Below are 17170 nucleotides of genomic sequence, written 5' to 3'. Positions count from 1 at the left end.
GCGTTACCTTTTCACTGTCTGTTAAGTGTTATGTTTGCAAAAACTTCCATTGTCTGGTTTCCAAAAAGAGTGATGCGAGGATCATGTATGTCCCGACCAACACCAATTGGAAGATTCGAATAAATGTATTGCTGTCGATATCGCCAGAGCTCATTAGCGTGCTGCCGATTAAGACAAGCAAGGTACTGAACGCCGTGGCGAATATCGGTGCCTTCTCTGGCACGGTGTAAATCTTCTTCCCTATCAATACCGCCAATAACGCAATAAAGGCGGTATAAAAGAATATGCTTGGCACAATGGCGAGAATCGAGAAAGCCAAGATGGCAAGTATCCCGCCGATACCGTTACTGATGATTAAGAACGCGCTTAATTTGACTGACTTCTCTGACGTAATCATCAAAGACAGCAACGCGACAAACATCATAGTGAGCAGCGCTTCTGAAATCTGAAAGATAAAGAAGAAGCACACCACAGGAAACGAAATCAACATGGCTCGAAATGACGCATGCCAACGTTGTTCTCTGCCAATTGGTGGAGTCGCATAGCCAGCGAACTCACTGTCTGGCTCTGGAAGATAAATATGAACCAGAGCAAAAATCGCCACCGATACCGCTCCAGAAATCGCCAAGCCACTCGCGAGAACCAAGGAAACCGCTGGATTGTTTATTGCCATGAACGGCAGCATCAACACCGCAATCAACAAAATGGTCGCGAACAGATTCCATTTGGGGTCAGTAAACAAGTAGTAACCCCATGCCATCATCAAACCGACGGCAATCAGTAGAACAATTGGGTACTGAGTAATGCCTCCTGAAAGAAGCAGTCCCAATCCCATCGTGGCAATCAATGCCAGCAGCAACTCGTAAATCGTCTCTCTGTGAAGATTTGGCTTATCGACCAAGAACTTCGCGGTAAATACCGGCGCGACAAACGCCAGTTGCCAATTAATCCAAGCAGCGAGAAACACCGCCAGACCGACACCAATGGTGAAGCGTAAAATCCGGCGTTGAGTTGCGTTATCAATGCTCAGATTATCGGACATAAGACAGTACGCTCAGTAGACGAATCCAAAGTTTGCCAAGGGTGTTGAACACGAAGTTGTCACCGCTGTAGACAATCACGTCTGCTTGCCCGCCAACACGTAGCATTCCTGTTACCTCTTCACGATCAAACTCGATAGCGATTGGTAACATTTGCGTTTGGCGTAACCAGCCTGTTTGTTGGTTGGCTTGCGCTAGCTTGCCCGCTTGTTGGTTTTGTCCCCAATCGACACCCCAGTCGATGCTGCTGACTTTGCCTTTGATGACTTTGCCAGGAACAAAATCGAGGGCGATTTCTACTTCGTCACCAATGCTGACGTTGCCTAAACTGTTTTCACGGAAGTACGCTTCAATCCAGATGTCTTCTGTCGACACAAACGTCATGATTGGCTGACCTGCAGAAGCGTAGAAGCCTTCGGTCAAACTGAAGTTCGAAACACCGCCTTGAGTTGGCGCACGAATAACAGTACGTTCTAAGTTCAACTGAGCTTGCTCAAGTGCCAGCAATGCCGCTTTTACTTGGCTGTTATCTTCACCTTCTGCGCCAAGTTGTTGTTTCGCTTTTTCAAGATCCGCTTCTGCATTTACTACGTTTGCTCTCGCGGTTGCCAATGATGCTCTCGCTTTGTCCGCGTCTGATTTCGACACTACGCCTTTCTCTGCCATGGCAAGAACACGGTTGGCTTGCGCTTCAGTGTTTTGGCGTTCAACAATCGCAGAAGTTAATCTCGCTTGTGCCGAAGCGATTGACGCGGTTTGCGCTCCAACGTTTTGCCCTGCGATTTCAAGATTCTCTTCGGCTTGCTTCACGGCAATTTCATAATCTGACTTGTCGAGAACGGCGAGCTCATCACCTTCTTCAACAAGTTGGTTCGGACGAACCTTAATATCTAAAACGTTGCCAGAAACCTGAGGTTTTATCGGCACGATATAGCCTTTAACGCGCGCATTGTCAGTCACTGGAATGATGCGGTCTGACACAATGCTGAACCCGAGCATGACGACAATGAACAAAAGCAAATAGTTGGTGACCATCTTTACTTTGTCTTTTTTATTCGTCTCTTTGTTTTCCGCCACTTCCGTTGGCTGTTTTTGTTTTTCGTTCTCGGACATGTTATCCCCTTGCCATTGAATAGATTGAACATTTTAATAATATACCGTCCTGCCCAACCTTCAATTAATTGAATAATAAATAGCGAGCTGTATCAAAAACCGTCCGTTGTGCGCTAAGATTAGTCGTTGATAAAGGAGTATCACCACAATGCCAAATCAAACGTTTCATTTACCTGTCATTCAGACTAACTATGCTCGTATTCTGGTCGAAGTCTTTGCCGACTATGGCTTGGACAAGCATAAGCTCCTTAGTGACGCTGGCTTACCTGCGGACTTATTCCAAACCGAGAGCGACTACATTCCGTCTGAATCAATAAAACGTTTGATTCATCTTACTTCTTCCCAACTTGGCGTAACGAAATTCACCGACTTATTGGTGTTAGTCTTTCGTCGCCGCGTTATACCCAATGTCTTGCATCAGTTTTTGCCATTTCAAACCATCGGTGAGTCAATGCAGCACATTGATGAAATCTTCAGTTTAGACTCGCCTGGCAGTAACGTTTCTTTCGAAACCCATCATGGCCATGCCTGGTTCTGTCGATATTCGGAACAAAAAGACACACAAATCGCTAACTGGTCTGAAGCATTTGCTGTGATTTACATCATTGAGCTCATCAGCATTTTGACCAAAACCGCTTGGTATCCAAGCAAGGTACGCCTGCAAGGCAGCAACAGCGATATCGTAAAAAGTGTTGTTCCTAGCCAGTGCCAGATATTTGTGGGTCAAGAGAAGACCGGTGTTTACATTCCCGCGGACATTCTTAACGTACCAATCCAAATATCGGACTCACAGTTAGGCGCTGAACCAAGTCAGATCCAGTGGCATACAAGTTTTACCGATAGCGTGTTTGAACTCCTGCGCCCTTATGTGCGAGAGCGTAATTTGTCGATAGAAGAAGCGGCTCAGTTGCTGAGCTATTCTGTCCGAACCTTTCAAAGAAAGTTAAAGAATGAAGGCACTTCTTTTCGGCATATTAAAGAGTCATTGATGTTCTCTGTTTCTTGCGAATTGATGGAAGAAGGACACTCTCTCACTTATATATCCAATCAACTTGGCTACACCAGTATTTCGCACTTTTCGCGCGCCTTTAAAAGAGTGTCCGGGTTATCTCCTAAAGTGTATAAACAGTCTATTGCGCTGAACGCATCCAGCACTTCGTGACGTTATACTGCTCAGTCCATTTGAGGCTTGGTAGTTGGTAATTGTTTGAGCTTGGCTTGCATCAGTGTTGCGAGGTCTATTTCATCACACAGCACTTCTACGTCCTGAACTCGAAAGTAAACAATCATACGTTACCCTCAATTGAAAACGTGGGGCTATTATGCCGTGACGCAAACCAAGTTATTTACCATTTTACGCCACTGATCACATTCCAATCTCATTATTTGAAGTCTCAAATTAGAGTAGAACGCCCACTTTGCACAATCTTTACAGAAAGAAAGAATTTCTATTTGAGCTCTTCATTGCTCGATTTTAACCTTTCAAATAAGCCCGATTTTTCTCTTTTTTTCAAGAATATAGAGGAAAAAGGCGCAAAAACCAGACGCTTTATACCAAGCATTTGAAGGGCTATTTATTCACCAAGTAAGATTTCAGTGAGTTTGAAGTTAAGCAGCCTTTTGTTGCAAAACGTATACGCGGGATTGTAATCACGTTTTGTATCACTACAATTCCAAACCAAATGAATAAAGAAACGTTTGTATGCCGAAATTAAATTTAGACAGCGCAAGGAATAGCTCTGCACTCTCTGATAATGAAACCTGCGAAAAAGTACAATCGGCATTAGAACCGAAATACCACAAGCCAGAAAAGAAACTTTGCCTCAGTGCGGGTCTGACGGAAAAGCACATTGAACGCCGTTGGAAAGTACTCGAATCGATGACGGACAAAGATCTTCTGCTGGATCCTTTCACACAATCGCATTACGACCAATACGCCAACAACATTGAACACTTTATTGGTACCGTTAACGTCCCTGTCGGTGTTGCTGGGCCTCTTCGCATTAACGGCTTGTTCGCGAATGACGACTACCTAGTACCACTCGCAACAACAGAAGCCGCGCTCGTTGCCTCTTATAACCGCGGCGCGAACTTGATTACCGCAGCAGGTGGTGCAAGTACGCTTTTGATCAGCGAAGGTGTGAGTCGTACTCCGGTGTTTGGTTTCCAATCACTTGCAGAAGCAGCGCAGTTCGTCAGTTGGGTGGTCACTCAATACGATATCTTCCGTAAAGAAGCGGAATCCACCACCACGCACGGCAAGCTTAAAGACATCAACGTCAACATCGAAGGTAATCATGTTTACTTGGTGTTTGAATACGTAACGGGTGACGCATCTGGCCAGAACATGGTGACCATCGCGACACACAAAGTCTTCCATTACATTCTTGAACACAGTCCAATCGCGCCGGTTGATGCTTACCTTGACGGCAACTTATCTGGTGATAAGAAAGCCAACGCCCACACTTTACGCTCTGTTCGCGGTAAAAAAGTCTCAGCTGAAGTGACGATTCCTGCAGCTTTGGTCGAGAAATACCTGCACACCACACCAGATGCGATGGTGAAGTTTGGCAAAATGAATACAGTCGGTGGATTACTAAGCGGCACTATCGGTATTAACGCGCACTACGCCAATGCCCTCACCGCTCTGTACATCGCCTGCGGACAAGATGCAGCGTGCGTTGCAGAATCTGCGGTTGGTATTACTAGAATGGATGTGGATTCTCACGGCAATCTGTATACCTCTGTCACTTTGCCAAACATCATGGTTGGCACCGTTGGTGGCGGTACTGGCCTACCAACTCAGAAAGCGTGTTTGGATATCCTTGGTTTGCACGGCAATGGCAAAGCAAAAGCGTTAGCAGAAGTCGCTGCCGGTTTATGCTTGGCAGGTGAGCTTTCGATTGTTGGTGCATTCTGTGCCGATCATTTCTCCCGTGCGCATCACAAGCTAGCGAGAAAATAAACCGTTCAGCCTAAACCGCTAAAACAAAAAGCCGCGCACTCGTGTTAATACAATGAGTGAGCGGCTTTTTAGTTTAAGATCTTGTGCTTATTTCGTTATTGATGCTAGAAGCACCTTTGCTTTTTTAATCTGGTTGCGGTGGTATGTATAAATCCACAGTATCGACAAAATACGTACTCCACATTTCGTTCATACTTGTATCTGAGTACTCGTCAAAGATAATAACGGCAGCGCCATATTCACCTTTGAAGTAAGGCGCAATCAAACGGACAAAATCGTCTCCTTTGCTTAACCTTAAGTATCCTTCTGAGGTGATACTCCAATCCCAACCGAGGTTTTCAGTATTACCATCGGCTTTCCAAGTCTCGCGATCAGCCATACCACCTTCATAGATGTCCCAGAAACGAACTTCGACTCCATTTCCTTTGCGTCTCGTCAGCCTTGAATCGACAACGTCATCCGCCGTTAATGGTTGAAGGCCACCACAGTTTGTCAGCTCTGTCGCCAACAAAGCGGCATTGACTGATGCACCAGTCGCATTGACCTCGCAGTAATCGTAACCCTCACTGCGACTCACGCCACGAATAGACTCACCAATCACTCGCAACCAGATCGCTTGTTCAGACAGTCCTTCTTCGAGCCAATCGTCGACCAGTTCATCTAAGTCTTCAATATAAGGACCAACGTACTCAGGATAACCGGTGTAATTGTCGTTGATTAGAGTGCTGTATTTTTGTCCACCATCATTAAAGGTGTAGTCATACCCTTCAATTGCAAAGTGTTGCCATTCAACATGAGTACGAATATCTGTCTCTGACCAATAGGTTTTCACTTCGTCCCAACGGTTGAACATCATACCATCGCCATTTTCATCAACTTTCTTGACCGCGTTAGCTTCATCGAGAATATATTTGCCACCGACACTCGTTTCGATTTTCTGACTGTCTTCGTTGACACCCTTGGTATAGGTATATTCTTCCCAATAATTGACTTGGTATTCGAAGCTAACTGAACCATCCCAGTTCCAAACTGGGCCTGCTTTCGTGTATGACTCGGAGCCATCGGCATTATTCATACTTGTTGTCGCTTCATTAACTGAACCGTCTGCATCCCAATCATGCTTGATGACTTCTTTGTTACCACCATCCACATAGTCCCATCGTTCACGAACTTGCGCATAGGTGGCCGCTTCTAGAGGAACTGCAGCGTCTAGGTCGTACTCTTTAAATTCACGAGATTCGTAATCGTATTCGGTCGTTGTTTCTTCCACCTCAACCATGGTCTGCAACAAGTCCACACCGGACATGTCACCCGCCATGATGGCTTCTGCGAACAAATCAACCGTGCTGTAGCTTAACTCTCGCTCTGGGTCATCGGTAGTGACGCTGTCACCACCAGAGTCTGCGGGGTTAGACTCATCAATGTAACGAGTAAACTCCCACTGACCGCGAGTCTCGCCCTCATCTGCGACGCCGACATCATATACATGGCTGGTGAAATCAAACTCGCCGTCGAAGTTCAAGTCTGCTTTAAACGTTATCTTGGCCGTGAAAGTACCGTCATCGAGGTTCTGCACCGCTTCTTCTGTGAACGTACTGAACACCGTTTTTACGCCAGCTCGTTGATAATATTCTGTAGCCGTGGCTTGATAGGTCAATGTGTTCGCGGTTTCATCGACAATTTCCGTTTCACTGCCTTCCACGGTAAAGTCTAAAGCGATATCCATGTTATCTGGCATACCGTAGTAGCTGTCGGTATACGAGTAATGGGTCACCTTACCATCGGGGTATTCATCTTCCAGTTCCTCGGCAACTCGTTCATCCGATACGCGCTCGTCGACTTTACTTTCAGCTAGTTCGAGGATTTCGCCTGTGTCGCCTTCAGCGATAAAATCCCCCATCAAACGGGCTTTAAGTTCTTCATTGGTAAAAGTGCTATCTTCGAGCTCTACTTTTAACTCGTCGACTGCATCGTCGATGGCTTGGTTCACCAGGCTTCCAAGCGAAACAAGCAGCGCTGCTATTTCCTCATCACTCAACTCATCGAGGTTTTGATCTTCCAGAACGGCGCTTACTCGAGACGTCAGCTCTTCATGAACTTGGGTAGTAAAAGGGTTAATAACCTGACCATCGAGTTCGCCATCTTCAAGATCATCAAAGTCGGCTTGTGTTAAAGGGGGCATGCCAAGAACAATGGCGTGCCCTTCTTCAGTATCTTCAAAGACTTTCTCTGCTTCATTGGCAGCAATTTTCTGCTCTAACTCTTCCATCGTGGTTGGGGGTTCAGTCCCCACATCGACAGAGTCGTTTGTTAACTGAGCCAAAATTGGTACACCTACTAAGGCGTCCTTTTGTGCTTCTGAAATTTGAAATGAATATGTACCGTCAAGGCCAGTATTTGCCTGAGGTTCATCGGCGTCTGGCTCACCATCTCTATCGATGTCCATCCAGACTAAGGCGTTATAGATGTACCCATCCACGACGGTACCATTAAGTGTGTACGTTTGACTGGCGCTCTCATCATTGTCATCACTGCCACACGCAGCGACCGTAGATGCAATAACAACAGCGAGCATAGTTTTGCGAGCTTCCATGTGTGCTCTCCTATCCAACATTTATGGTGCAGCTATTACCTCTCCTCTTTACTAGCTGCGGATTGAATTGTGTCGAACTTATCGACCCGGTAAATGTTAGCCATTGATCGCATTTATTTGTGCAATTTACGTACAATCGTGAGCTTATTCACGCTTTATGCAACTTAATTAATAAATCGATCAGTAAAGTAATCACTCTGGCATGTTTTTTATAGATCCAATTGTCTTAAAAGCTCACAATCATCAAACTAACTGTTATATCAGTATGAAGTCAGACTTGATCTCTGACATGTTACCCCGTCCAATATTTCTACGTATTCAAAAAAGTTTCACATTTTATTTGAGTTCGATCACAACGGATTGGTAGCAATACTATTCAGTCACTTATCCGTTTTTTCTTATCTTAAATTAAGACCTAGCCAGACTATTTTCTGCAATTGATAGCTTTGATAGTGATTTTTACCGTCTATAATCCGTCTTGCAGCTGCTTGATTTCACTAAATTTATTAATTAGCTCATTTCGAGCTTCATGACTCCCGTTAAATGGATTTAAGTCGTTCCTTTGGGTAAGCGAGTTAACTATGAGACGTCAGAAACAAAACGAAATTTCTTGTTGGGTGCTTGGCTTTGTCGCAATGCTGCTGTTCTTTGTTGGTCCGGTTTCAGCTGATGAAGATGACCCAGATTTAGCCGATGCCCGCTTTATCTATCAAACCACATTTGGTCCAACACCTCAGTTAATCGAACAGGTTAAGCGAAGCAGTTACCAAGATTGGATTACAGAACAAATTCTTTTGCCTCCCACTTTTCACAGTGATCTTTACTCCACGTCGTTTAGCAAAGGTGCGCAAGCTAATCGAGAAAATGCGTGGTATCAAACCGTTCTCACCGCGGATGATCAGTTGAGACAGCGAATGGCATACGCACTTAGTCAAATTTTGGTCGTGTCCCGCTATGGAGGAATTCTTTCTAGCAAACCCGATGGTTTAATCAATTATTACGATTTGTTGGTTGAGCATGCATTTGGCAACTATCGAGATTTGCTTTTACATACGGCGAAACATCCAGTGATGGGCAACTATCTCTCAATGATGGGCAGTGCAAAAGAAAATACCGTTACAGGCGCCCTACCTGATGAAAACTTTGCTCGCGAATTGATGCAGCTTTTCACTATTGGGTTATACCAACTCAACCTTGATGGTAGTGTTAGATTTGACCAAGAAACCGGACAACCGCTTGCAACATATTCGCAAGCAGACATACAAGAATTGGCTCGTGCCCTTACAGGGTGGAACAAATCAGATACTTTGTTTGTGAAGCCAATGCGCGTCATTAACGGCCGTCACGATACGGGCGAAAAAACGGTATTGGGCACCATCATCCCAGCCGGATTGACAGCAGAGGAAGAACTAAATCGAGTTGTTGATCTCTTGATGGCGCACGACAACATTGCGCCATTTGTGTCTAAGTTGTTGATTCAACGATTTGTGACTTCCAACCCAACGCCAGAATACATCGCAAGAGTCGCCTCGGTGTTTAACAACAATGGTAAAGGAGTGAAAGGCGACTTGAATGCCGTGATCAAAGCCGTTTTGCTTGATGACGAAGCCAGAGGTTTAACCGCTCATCGCCCCATGAAAGTCAAAGAACCAATCCTCGTACTTACTAATTTTCATCGCGCTGCGGGGTTCACCCTAACCGCCACGCGATACGATGGCGCAGTGACATTAATGAACATTGCAAACCAAGGACCGTTGCGCTCTCCTTCTGTATTCAACTTTTATTCTCCCAATTACCAACCTTCATCGGATTTCGTCTTTACAGGTATGGTCTCACCCGAATATGAACTGTTTGACTGGTCTGTCTACAGTGAACTGGTCAATTTTATGCTCTATAGCGTACGCAAAGAATCCGGTGCCACTTATACGCTTGATATGGACGAGCTCTACAGCTTGTTAGACAACCACCCCGCGCTAGTAGACGCGATTGATGCGCGTTTTTTTGCTAACACAGCGTCTACTGAATTGAAGCAAGTAATGCTCGATGTCCTCGACAACTATCAAACCAACTATGTACCCAAAACCAAACTTGCCTTGGTGATATTCACTGCGGTATCTGGCAATGAATTTTATATTCAAGATTAGGAGCGAATTATGGACACTTCACGTCGAAACTTTATCAAAGGAACCGCTTCTCTTGGTGCATTGGCAACGGTTGGGCTACCAGGTTACACACTTGCCTCACCAAACAACGATTTTCGAGCGTTAATCTGTGTTTATTTAGCGGGTGGTAATGATGCGATTAACACCATATTACCATTGTCTGATTTTCATTATGACCAATATGCGAGTGTCAGAGGCAAACTGTCTGTCGCTAAAAATACGATCATTCCGATTGGCCTCAATGCAAAAGACAACCAAGGTAATACCGTCCCTTTAGGAATGCACCCTAAACTTGCACGACTATCTGAGATGTTTGATAACGGTGACGCCACCGTCGTGCTCAATAGCGGAATTCTAGAACAACCAATGACGAAACAGGCGATCGAATCTGGTGATGTCCCGTTACCAGATCAACTGTTCTCACATAATTCTCAAACAAACTCTTGGTTGCGCGGTGGCATGGACGAATTTACCAACCTTGGCTGGGCAGGCAGAATGTTGGATGTAATGAGCCCTTCTTCTGAAATAACGCCTCTTTATAGCGTGCATGGTGATTCACTTTGGCTACGAGGATTAGAACAACGTCAAACGGTATTGAAAAAAGACCGAGCAGTACAGCTAAGTGCCTTGGGCAATCCTTTATACAAAGAGATTTACGACCAACTTCAATCGACACCGACAAACAATCCATTCAGTGGCCATTTCAATCTCATGGTGGATGAGTCGATGACCATGAGCGGTGTTTTATCTCAACAGTTAAATGATGTCGATAACGCCCCTCTGTTTACGTCCAGTACATTGGGGAAACAAATGCAGACAGTCTATAAATTGATTGCTAGCCAAGGAGTGTTGAATCAACAACGCCAAGTCTTCTTTGTTAAGCACACCGGTTATGACGTCCATGATTCACAGTTGTCTAAGCACCCTGCATTACTTGGCGATCTCGCCACAAACCTCTTTGCTATGTATCGAGCTATCGAACGCTTGGGATTGAGTGACAATGTCACGACATTTACGATGTCTGACTTTGGGCGAAGAATGACAAATAATGGTAACGGTACCGACCATGGCTGGGGCGGGCATCAGTTATTAATTGGCGGAGCCGTAAAAGGTTCCCAACCTATTGGAACTTGGCCTGAGCTGGTCTTAGGTGGCGAAGATGACTATTCCAAAGGTCGTTTGATTCCGAAAGTAGCAGCGGACCAAGTTGGCGCTACACTCGCACAATGGATGGGGATTGGTGACAATGCAGCGTTAGATTATGTGTTCCCAAACATTCGAAGCTTCTCTTCATCAAATCTTGGTTTTATGTCTTAACGCCTGCGAAGAAATAGGTACAAAAAAGGGAGCCTTGTGCTCCCTTTCGTTTATTGCTTGTTTTGACCAGTTAACCGCGAGCGCTAGTTATGCGTCTTCACCACGTGGGCGTTCGTTACAAAGCTTAATAGCACGCTCTAGTAACTCAAGTGCAGACTTGTCACTTTCAGGTAACACAGCGTCGCTTTCTGCAATTGGCGTTACGCGGTCACCCCACTTCAGCACCGCAGCACCCCATGTTAGGCCAGCACCGAACGCTGCTAATAGCATGTTGTTACCTGGCTTAACACGGCCTTGTTCTAGCGCTTCACATAATGCGATTGGCACCGTCGCTGCCGAAGTGTTGCCGTAGTTTTGGATGTTCACAAACGCTTTTTCTTGCGGGATACCAGAAAGATCACACAGTGTTTGGATGATACGGATGTTTGCTTGGTGCGGGATTACCACGTCGATTTGATCTGTGGTTAGTTCTGAAGCTTTCAAAACCGTTTTCGCCGCTAGACCCATGCCTTTTACGGCGCGTTTGAAGATCTCTTGACCTACAAAGTTGAAGTCCCAGTAACCGTTGTCTTCCGCAAAGCGATCCATGCATGTACCAAACTTAGGCACGGAAAGGATGTCGCGCCCTTTTGCATCACAACCAATTTGCGATTGCAGTAGACCTGTTTCTTGCTCTGTACGGGTCAGAACAACTGCCCCGGCACCATCGCCGAACAACACAGCAGTGTCACGCATTGCCCAGTCAATGTAAAAAGAAAGACGCTCAGCACCAATAATGATTGCGTTTCGGTAGTTGCCCGATTGAATCAAACGTGTGCCTGTTTCAAGGCCGTATACGAACCCAGTACATGCCGCGTTTAAATCGAATGCAGCAGCAGAGCGAATACCAAGGTTTTGCTGAACCTTAGAAGCAATGTTTGGAATAAGAGAGTCAGGAGAGCATGTCGCAACAATGATCAGGTCGATGTCACTCGCTTCTACACCTGCACGAGCCATCGCGTGTTGCGAGGCTACCGTTGCCATGTCAGACGTGTTTACGTGGCTGATGCGACGGTTTTCAATACCAGTACGGGTGCGAATCCATTCATCTGAAGTTTCAAGGAAAGTGCTAAGGTCATCGTTAGAGAGCGTGGCTGGTGGAAGACATTTTCCCCAACCGGTAATTTCAGCGTAGTAATTTGTCATCGCAGACCTATTTATTGTTGTATTTTAATGAAATTTCTTAGAACCTGTTCGGGTCCAAATACAGACTTGCCGTCTTATAATTCGGCAGGCTAAAAAATAAGTATACAAATTATGAGGCTGACTGGTAAGTCATGTTTTCATCAAGTTGTCATAAAGGAAGAAGTCATGTCATCGTTTAAAACTCGTTGCCCGTCTTGTGGCGGTTTAAATCGTGTCCCTAATGAGCGAGTTGCAGAAGCTGCAAGTTGCGGCAAATGCAAAAACGCTCTATTTGATGGTGCACCGATAGAAGGCACTGTCGATAACTTCTCGGCGCTGCTAGAAAGTAACACGCCAGTTGTGGTGGATTTTTGGGCACCATGGTGCAATCCATGTGTTGGTTTTGCGTCTGTTTTCTCGGATGTGGCACAAGAACAGACCGGAAACGCTCGTTTTGTCAAGATTGATACCGAAGCGCAACAGCAGCTTGCCGCTCAATTTGGTATTCGTAGCATCCCAACCATTATGGTTTTCAAGAATGGCCAGCGCGTTGACATGATCAACGGAGCACTACCGAAAACTGAATTCGATCAGTGGTTAAATCAAGCACTTAGTAAATAATCCACTTCGCCAGCCTCGTTTACAGGCTGGCGTTTTTATGCAGCATTTCTTCATAGAATTTCGATAAATATCTTTTATCGAAACGACTGAAATATATCGTTTTACTTGCCTATTAATTAGCCTCATATTCGCGCCGAATAACCCCTTAAATTTACTTAACTAATAGGCGCAAAACATTGGAAAACACAGTCGTTCCCGCAGCATCACCACGAGTCACAGTTCCGGTCGTAGCACTGTCTCTTTATGCAGTGGCATCAGGCTATTTGATGAGCTTGATTCCCCTCATGCTTGGTGAGTACAACATCTCTGCTGATTACGCGAGTTGGTTGGCGAGTGTGTTCTATGGCGGCCTATTAGTTGGTGCGATTTTCTTTGAGCGTGTCGTGCGATCCGTTGGGCACCGCAAAGCGTTTGTTGGATGTTTGGCGACCTTTTCTTTAACGATTATGGCAATGCCTATTCTTCCAAACGGTATGGTGTGGCTTGCTGCCCGCTTTATCGCAGGTATGGCGGTCGCTGGCGTGTTTGTGATTGTTGAATCATGGCTGATGTCTGGTGATGAATCGTCTCGTGCGAAACGTTTAAGCCTGTACATGCTTTCTTTGTATGGTGGTTCTGCACTTGGTCAGTTCGGTATTGGTATCCTTGGTGTAAGCGGCGGTGTACCTTTTATCGCAATCACAACGTTGATCCTAATGGCAATGCTAGTATTGCTGTTCATCGATTGTGAACAACCAAACAGCCACGAATCAACCGCACTATCGTTTAAACAAATTTCTAAGCTAAGCCACGCTGCAATCATTGGTTGTATTGTTTCTGGCTTAACCTTGGGTGCAATCTACGGTTTAATGCCTGTAGAGCTAGCAAACCGTAAAATTAGTCACCAAGATATTGGTACCCTAATGGCACTTGTCATCCTTGGCGGAATGTTGGTTCAACCTATGGTGACCACATTAAACAAATACATGGCTCGTACAGTCTTGATGGCGTTCTTCTGTATTTTGGGTATTTTCTCTATTGGTCTGACGTTTGTTTCTACCTCAGCGGTGGTTCTAGCAGTAGCGCTGTTCCTATTGGGAATGGCAACATTTGCACTGTATCCAATTGCAATCAACTTGGGTTGTGAAGGTTTAGAAGAGCGTTTCATTGTATCCGCAACACAAGTGATGTTGTTTAGCTACAGCATCGGCTCAGTTGCTGGTCCTGTGGTTGCTGATAAGTTCATGGGCCAAATGCACGGCTTGTTGGGCTATCTATTTGCAGCTTTGCTTGCGACTTGCATCTATATGCTCATCGCTGCAACAAAATCAAAGCATCAAATGGCCGCAGGTTTGTAATTCAAACCTCTCCCTAAAGACAAGCAAAAACGAGGGTCAATGCCCTCGTTTTTGTGTTTCTGAATTCTCTACTTTATCGATCATAAAAAATCAAAACGACTCATTGGTTTTGATTCTCCAGTAACCTCTTGCGATAACGTGTTGGCGAAGTGCCGTAGAACTTTTTAAATCGATGAGTGAAGTTGTAAGGATCGCGATAACCCAATCGGTTCGCAATCATAGCGACTGACCAAGCTGGATACTGCAATAAGTCCGCGGCCTTGTGCATACGAAGCTCAATTAACTTGCTTCGTGGACTCATATTGAAAAGCTGTTTAGATAAACGGTTGAACTGTTCTTCACTGATAAAACACTGCTTGGCCATTTCGGCAATGGTCCACGGCAAGTGTAACTGACCTTCAACTTCGTTAAAGAGTGTTTGAACGCGCGATAGCGACGTACTGATTGGGGTTTCAACACTTTTTACCAATCGTTGCATTTCACTGATCAACAACTGACGAAACCCCGTTCGTCCCCCTATTTCGTTGTAGAGTAAGGTCATCAGTGACCATACCTGCTCAGAGCCCCTAAACGGCACCACGGTTTGACCCAAGTCAGAGAGATGCTGCCAAGCCTCTGTATTTTGGGGCAGAAGCCAAACCATCTTCCAGAGTCCTTTGCTTGGATTCATTTCAAATCGAAAACACGTATCTACGGGCAAAATAGTCAGCGTATAAGGCTCAATTTCTTTAACAAAATCCGGTGTAATCAAAACACCGCCACCTTCAATGGTAAACAGCAAGGTATGAACGCCCACTTTGTCTCGCTCGACATGGTAACCATCGCGCAGTTCAGCAAGCCCCGCCATAAAGATATCAGCTCGTTTCCATTCGGGGATTTCAGTTAGAGTCAGGAATCGTTCTTTACATGCGGGTGCTAAATGCACATCGTCGTGCCACTCTGTTTTGATGGCAAATTGTTCGATGACGGATTTGCACAGGTTTTGTGGTTTTTCGCACATGTATTTCTGTCCCTATTGGCTTTATATTCCTCACAAATTTCGAGGAGTAACTATGACGAACAATATTGGCATCAAAAACAGCGACAACTCTTTATCTAGCGGGCTACTTAAGCAGATCGTCCGCTTGGGTTTCCCTGTCGCGATCCAGAGTGCGTTGGTGGCTATTCTCGCCTTGGCTGATGTTCTCATGGTTAGTGACTTTGGTAAAGAAGCAACCGCAGCTGTGGGAATTGCCTCAAAATGGCACTTTGTTGCAATCATGATTATGGCTGGCTTAGCATCGGCAAACGGCACACTCGTTGCTCAATATTGGGGACGTGAAGACGTGGTAAGCGCCAAAACCGTTACTGGTATAGCGATTCGGTTTGGTTTAAAAGTCTTGATTCCTGTTACCCTGATAATCACAGTCGGTAGCGAACTTATCATGCGTCTACAAACCAACGATACGCAAGTCATCGAACTCGGCTCCACTTACCTTTGGTATGCATTTCCTGTTCTGTTACTCACTCATATCATCATTGTTTTAGAAGCGAGCATGCGCTCTTCTGGTGACACCGTCACTCCTTTACTTTTGGGGGCGGTGACGATTGTTCTGAATATCGCACTTAACTTCTGGCTCATCAAAGGTGGTTTCGGTGTACCAGCAATGGGCGTTGCAGGTGCGGCTTTGGCGACAACGATTTCTCGCCTGTTCCAAGTGCTGGCAATGGTTGGTTACATGCGTTGGCGTAAGCATTGGTTATTGGAAGTGAAAGAAGGTTCTGAGCGCCCTTCTTTGTGGCTCTCTTATCGCCGTTTGGCGCTTCCAATGACGTTAGGTGCATTGCTTTGGGCAATTGGCACTATGGTGTATCAAATGATCTTTGGGCATATGGGCACAACAGAACTTGCGGTATTCAGCATGTTAGGCCCGTTTGAGTCGCTATGTTATTCCATCTTCTTTGGTATATCGGTCGCGTGCTCTGTGATGATTGGCCAATCATTGGGTCGCAACGCCTTTGAACAGGCTGAATACATGGCCAGCTTTTTCATTAAATCAGTATTTGTGTTTGGCATTTCGATTGGTGCGTTACTGCTACTAAACCGAGAATTAATCATTGCTGCTTTGAACTTAGACAACCCTGAGCTCTACCCACTTGCAGCACCTGCGGTGGTGATTTTATGCAGCGCGATTTGGCTACGCATGCTTAACATGATCATCATCAACGGCATTATTCGTGCGGGTGGCGATAACGTCTTTTGCTTGCGCATGGACTTTATCGCGATGTGGATGACAGGCTTACCTTTGTGTGCGGTTGCTGCGTTTGCACTAGGTTGGGAATTCAAATACGTTTATGCGCTCATGATCGCCGAAGAGGTGGTGAAACTAGCATTGTGTTACCGCAGATACACGCAAAAGTATTGGATTAAGAATTTAACGGTCGTAACAACTTCTTAATTCTTATGTTGGCTAGGATTTCTTACCCTCGCGCTCTGCACTCATCCGTTTGTGGCGATTCGACGCATTGGCAGCAGGTTTTTCAGGCACCTCGCGTTTCTCATGCATCAAGTGTCGAATTGCCAAGATTGGGTGTTTAAGCAACATTCTCGGCCCTGAATAACGCATCACTAAACGCATTTGTTCTTTAGGCACTGGCTTGTAACAGTGAATCGGACATTTGTTGCAAGTCGGCTTGTCTTCTCCGTAAGGACAACGATCAAGGCGTACTTCTGCATATTCTAATAATTCACGACATTCTGTACACAACTCACCTTTCGTACCATGGTGATCTTTGCAATAGACCTCAACCATAGCTTTAACGGTTTTAAATTCAGTGGCGAGTTTGCCCAGTAAAATGTCGCTCATTGTTCACCCTTT

The 17170-nt window shown here is 45.4% G+C and carries 13 protein-coding genes; 7 read left to right on the top strand and 6 right to left on the bottom strand.

Translation table 11 applies throughout. The features are described 5' to 3' along the window. Positions 1-28: 28 nt before the first annotated feature. Positions 29-1042 (bottom strand): DUF2955 domain-containing protein, encoded by a 1014-nt coding sequence (locus BCT11_RS04995; protein WP_045405367.1) that lies wholly within the window; start codon positions 1040-1042, stop codon positions 29-31. Next, on the bottom strand, positions 1032-2153 hold the full coding sequence (locus BCT11_RS04990) for an HlyD family secretion protein (RefSeq protein WP_054755327.1): 1122 nt from the start codon (positions 2151-2153) through the stop codon (positions 1032-1034). Before BCT11_RS04990 ends, BCT11_RS04995 begins: the two co-directional genes overlap by 11 nt. Before the next feature lie 148 nt (positions 2154-2301). Between BCT11_RS04990 and BCT11_RS04985 the strand changes: the two genes are divergently transcribed. Then, positions 2302-3315, top strand: a complete 1014-nt coding sequence (locus BCT11_RS04985) for an AraC family transcriptional regulator (RefSeq protein WP_042601467.1) — start codon at positions 2302-2304, stop codon at positions 3313-3315. A 540-nt stretch (positions 3316-3855) separates the two neighbouring features. Continuing rightward, entirely contained in the window at positions 3856-5118 is a 1263-nt protein-coding gene (locus BCT11_RS04980; protein ID WP_102387430.1) for a hydroxymethylglutaryl-CoA reductase, read from the top strand. A 124-nt stretch (positions 5119-5242) separates the two neighbouring features. On the opposite strand, the gene BCT11_RS04975 is transcribed toward BCT11_RS04980, so the two are convergent. Then, positions 5243-7711 carry a hypothetical protein gene (locus tag BCT11_RS04975; RefSeq protein ID WP_102387429.1) on the bottom strand — a complete coding sequence of 823 codons (2469 nt, stop codon included), beginning with the start codon at positions 7709-7711 and terminating at the stop codon, positions 5243-5245. 581 nt (positions 7712-8292) lie between these two features. Between BCT11_RS04975 and BCT11_RS04970 the strand changes: the two genes are divergently transcribed. Together BCT11_RS04970 and BCT11_RS04965 are read left to right on the top strand one after the other, a co-directional pair. After that, complete coding sequence (locus BCT11_RS04970) at positions 8293-9855, top strand: DUF1800 domain-containing protein (protein WP_102387428.1); 1563 nt, start codon at positions 8293-8295, stop codon at positions 9853-9855. Between the two features lie 9 nt (positions 9856-9864). Continuing rightward, a complete protein-coding gene (locus BCT11_RS04965) occupies positions 9865-11190 on the top strand; it encodes a DUF1501 domain-containing protein (RefSeq protein ID WP_102387416.1) in 1326 nt (441 codons plus the stop codon). A gap of 87 nt (positions 11191-11277) precedes the next feature. On the opposite strand, the gene BCT11_RS04960 is transcribed toward BCT11_RS04965, so the two are convergent. Continuing rightward, positions 11278-12375 carry a ketoacyl-ACP synthase III gene (locus tag BCT11_RS04960; RefSeq protein WP_102387415.1) on the bottom strand — a complete coding sequence of 366 codons (1098 nt, stop codon included), beginning with the start codon at positions 12373-12375 and terminating at the stop codon, positions 11278-11280. A gap of 165 nt (positions 12376-12540) precedes the next feature. On the opposite strand from BCT11_RS04960, the gene trxC reads away from it, so the two are divergent. Both trxC and BCT11_RS04950 read left to right on the top strand, forming a co-directional pair. After that, positions 12541-12975 (top strand): thioredoxin TrxC, encoded by a 435-nt coding sequence (gene trxC, locus BCT11_RS04955; RefSeq protein WP_102387414.1) that lies wholly within the window; start codon positions 12541-12543, stop codon positions 12973-12975. 176 nt (positions 12976-13151) lie between these two features. Then, positions 13152-14312, top strand: a complete 1161-nt coding sequence (locus tag BCT11_RS04950) for an MFS transporter (RefSeq protein ID WP_102387413.1) — start codon at positions 13152-13154, stop codon at positions 14310-14312. Positions 14313-14412: 100 nt separating this feature from the next. Here the strand turns inward: BCT11_RS04950 and BCT11_RS04945 are convergent, their stop codons facing one another. After that, complete coding sequence (locus BCT11_RS04945) at positions 14413-15312, bottom strand: AraC family transcriptional regulator (protein WP_102387412.1); 900 nt, start codon at positions 15310-15312, stop codon at positions 14413-14415. A 52-nt stretch (positions 15313-15364) separates the two neighbouring features. Between BCT11_RS04945 and BCT11_RS04940 the strand changes: the two genes are divergently transcribed. Continuing rightward, positions 15365-16750, top strand: coding sequence for an MATE family efflux transporter (locus tag BCT11_RS04940; RefSeq protein ID WP_102387411.1), 1386 nt, complete (start codon positions 15365-15367; stop codon positions 16748-16750). A 12-nt stretch (positions 16751-16762) separates the two neighbouring features. On the opposite strand, the gene BCT11_RS04935 is transcribed toward BCT11_RS04940, so the two are convergent. Beyond that, entirely contained in the window at positions 16763-17158 is a 396-nt protein-coding gene (locus tag BCT11_RS04935; protein WP_042603340.1) for a nitrous oxide-stimulated promoter family protein, read from the bottom strand. Positions 17159-17170 lie beyond the last annotated feature (12 nt).

Source organism: Vibrio sp. 10N.222.52.B12 (assembly GCF_002875385.1).
Lineage (GTDB): Bacteria > Pseudomonadota > Gammaproteobacteria > Enterobacterales > Vibrionaceae > Vibrio > Vibrio jasicida.
Note: the sequence above shows the minus strand (reverse complement) of the source record. Positions and strands in the feature narration are given on the sequence as shown.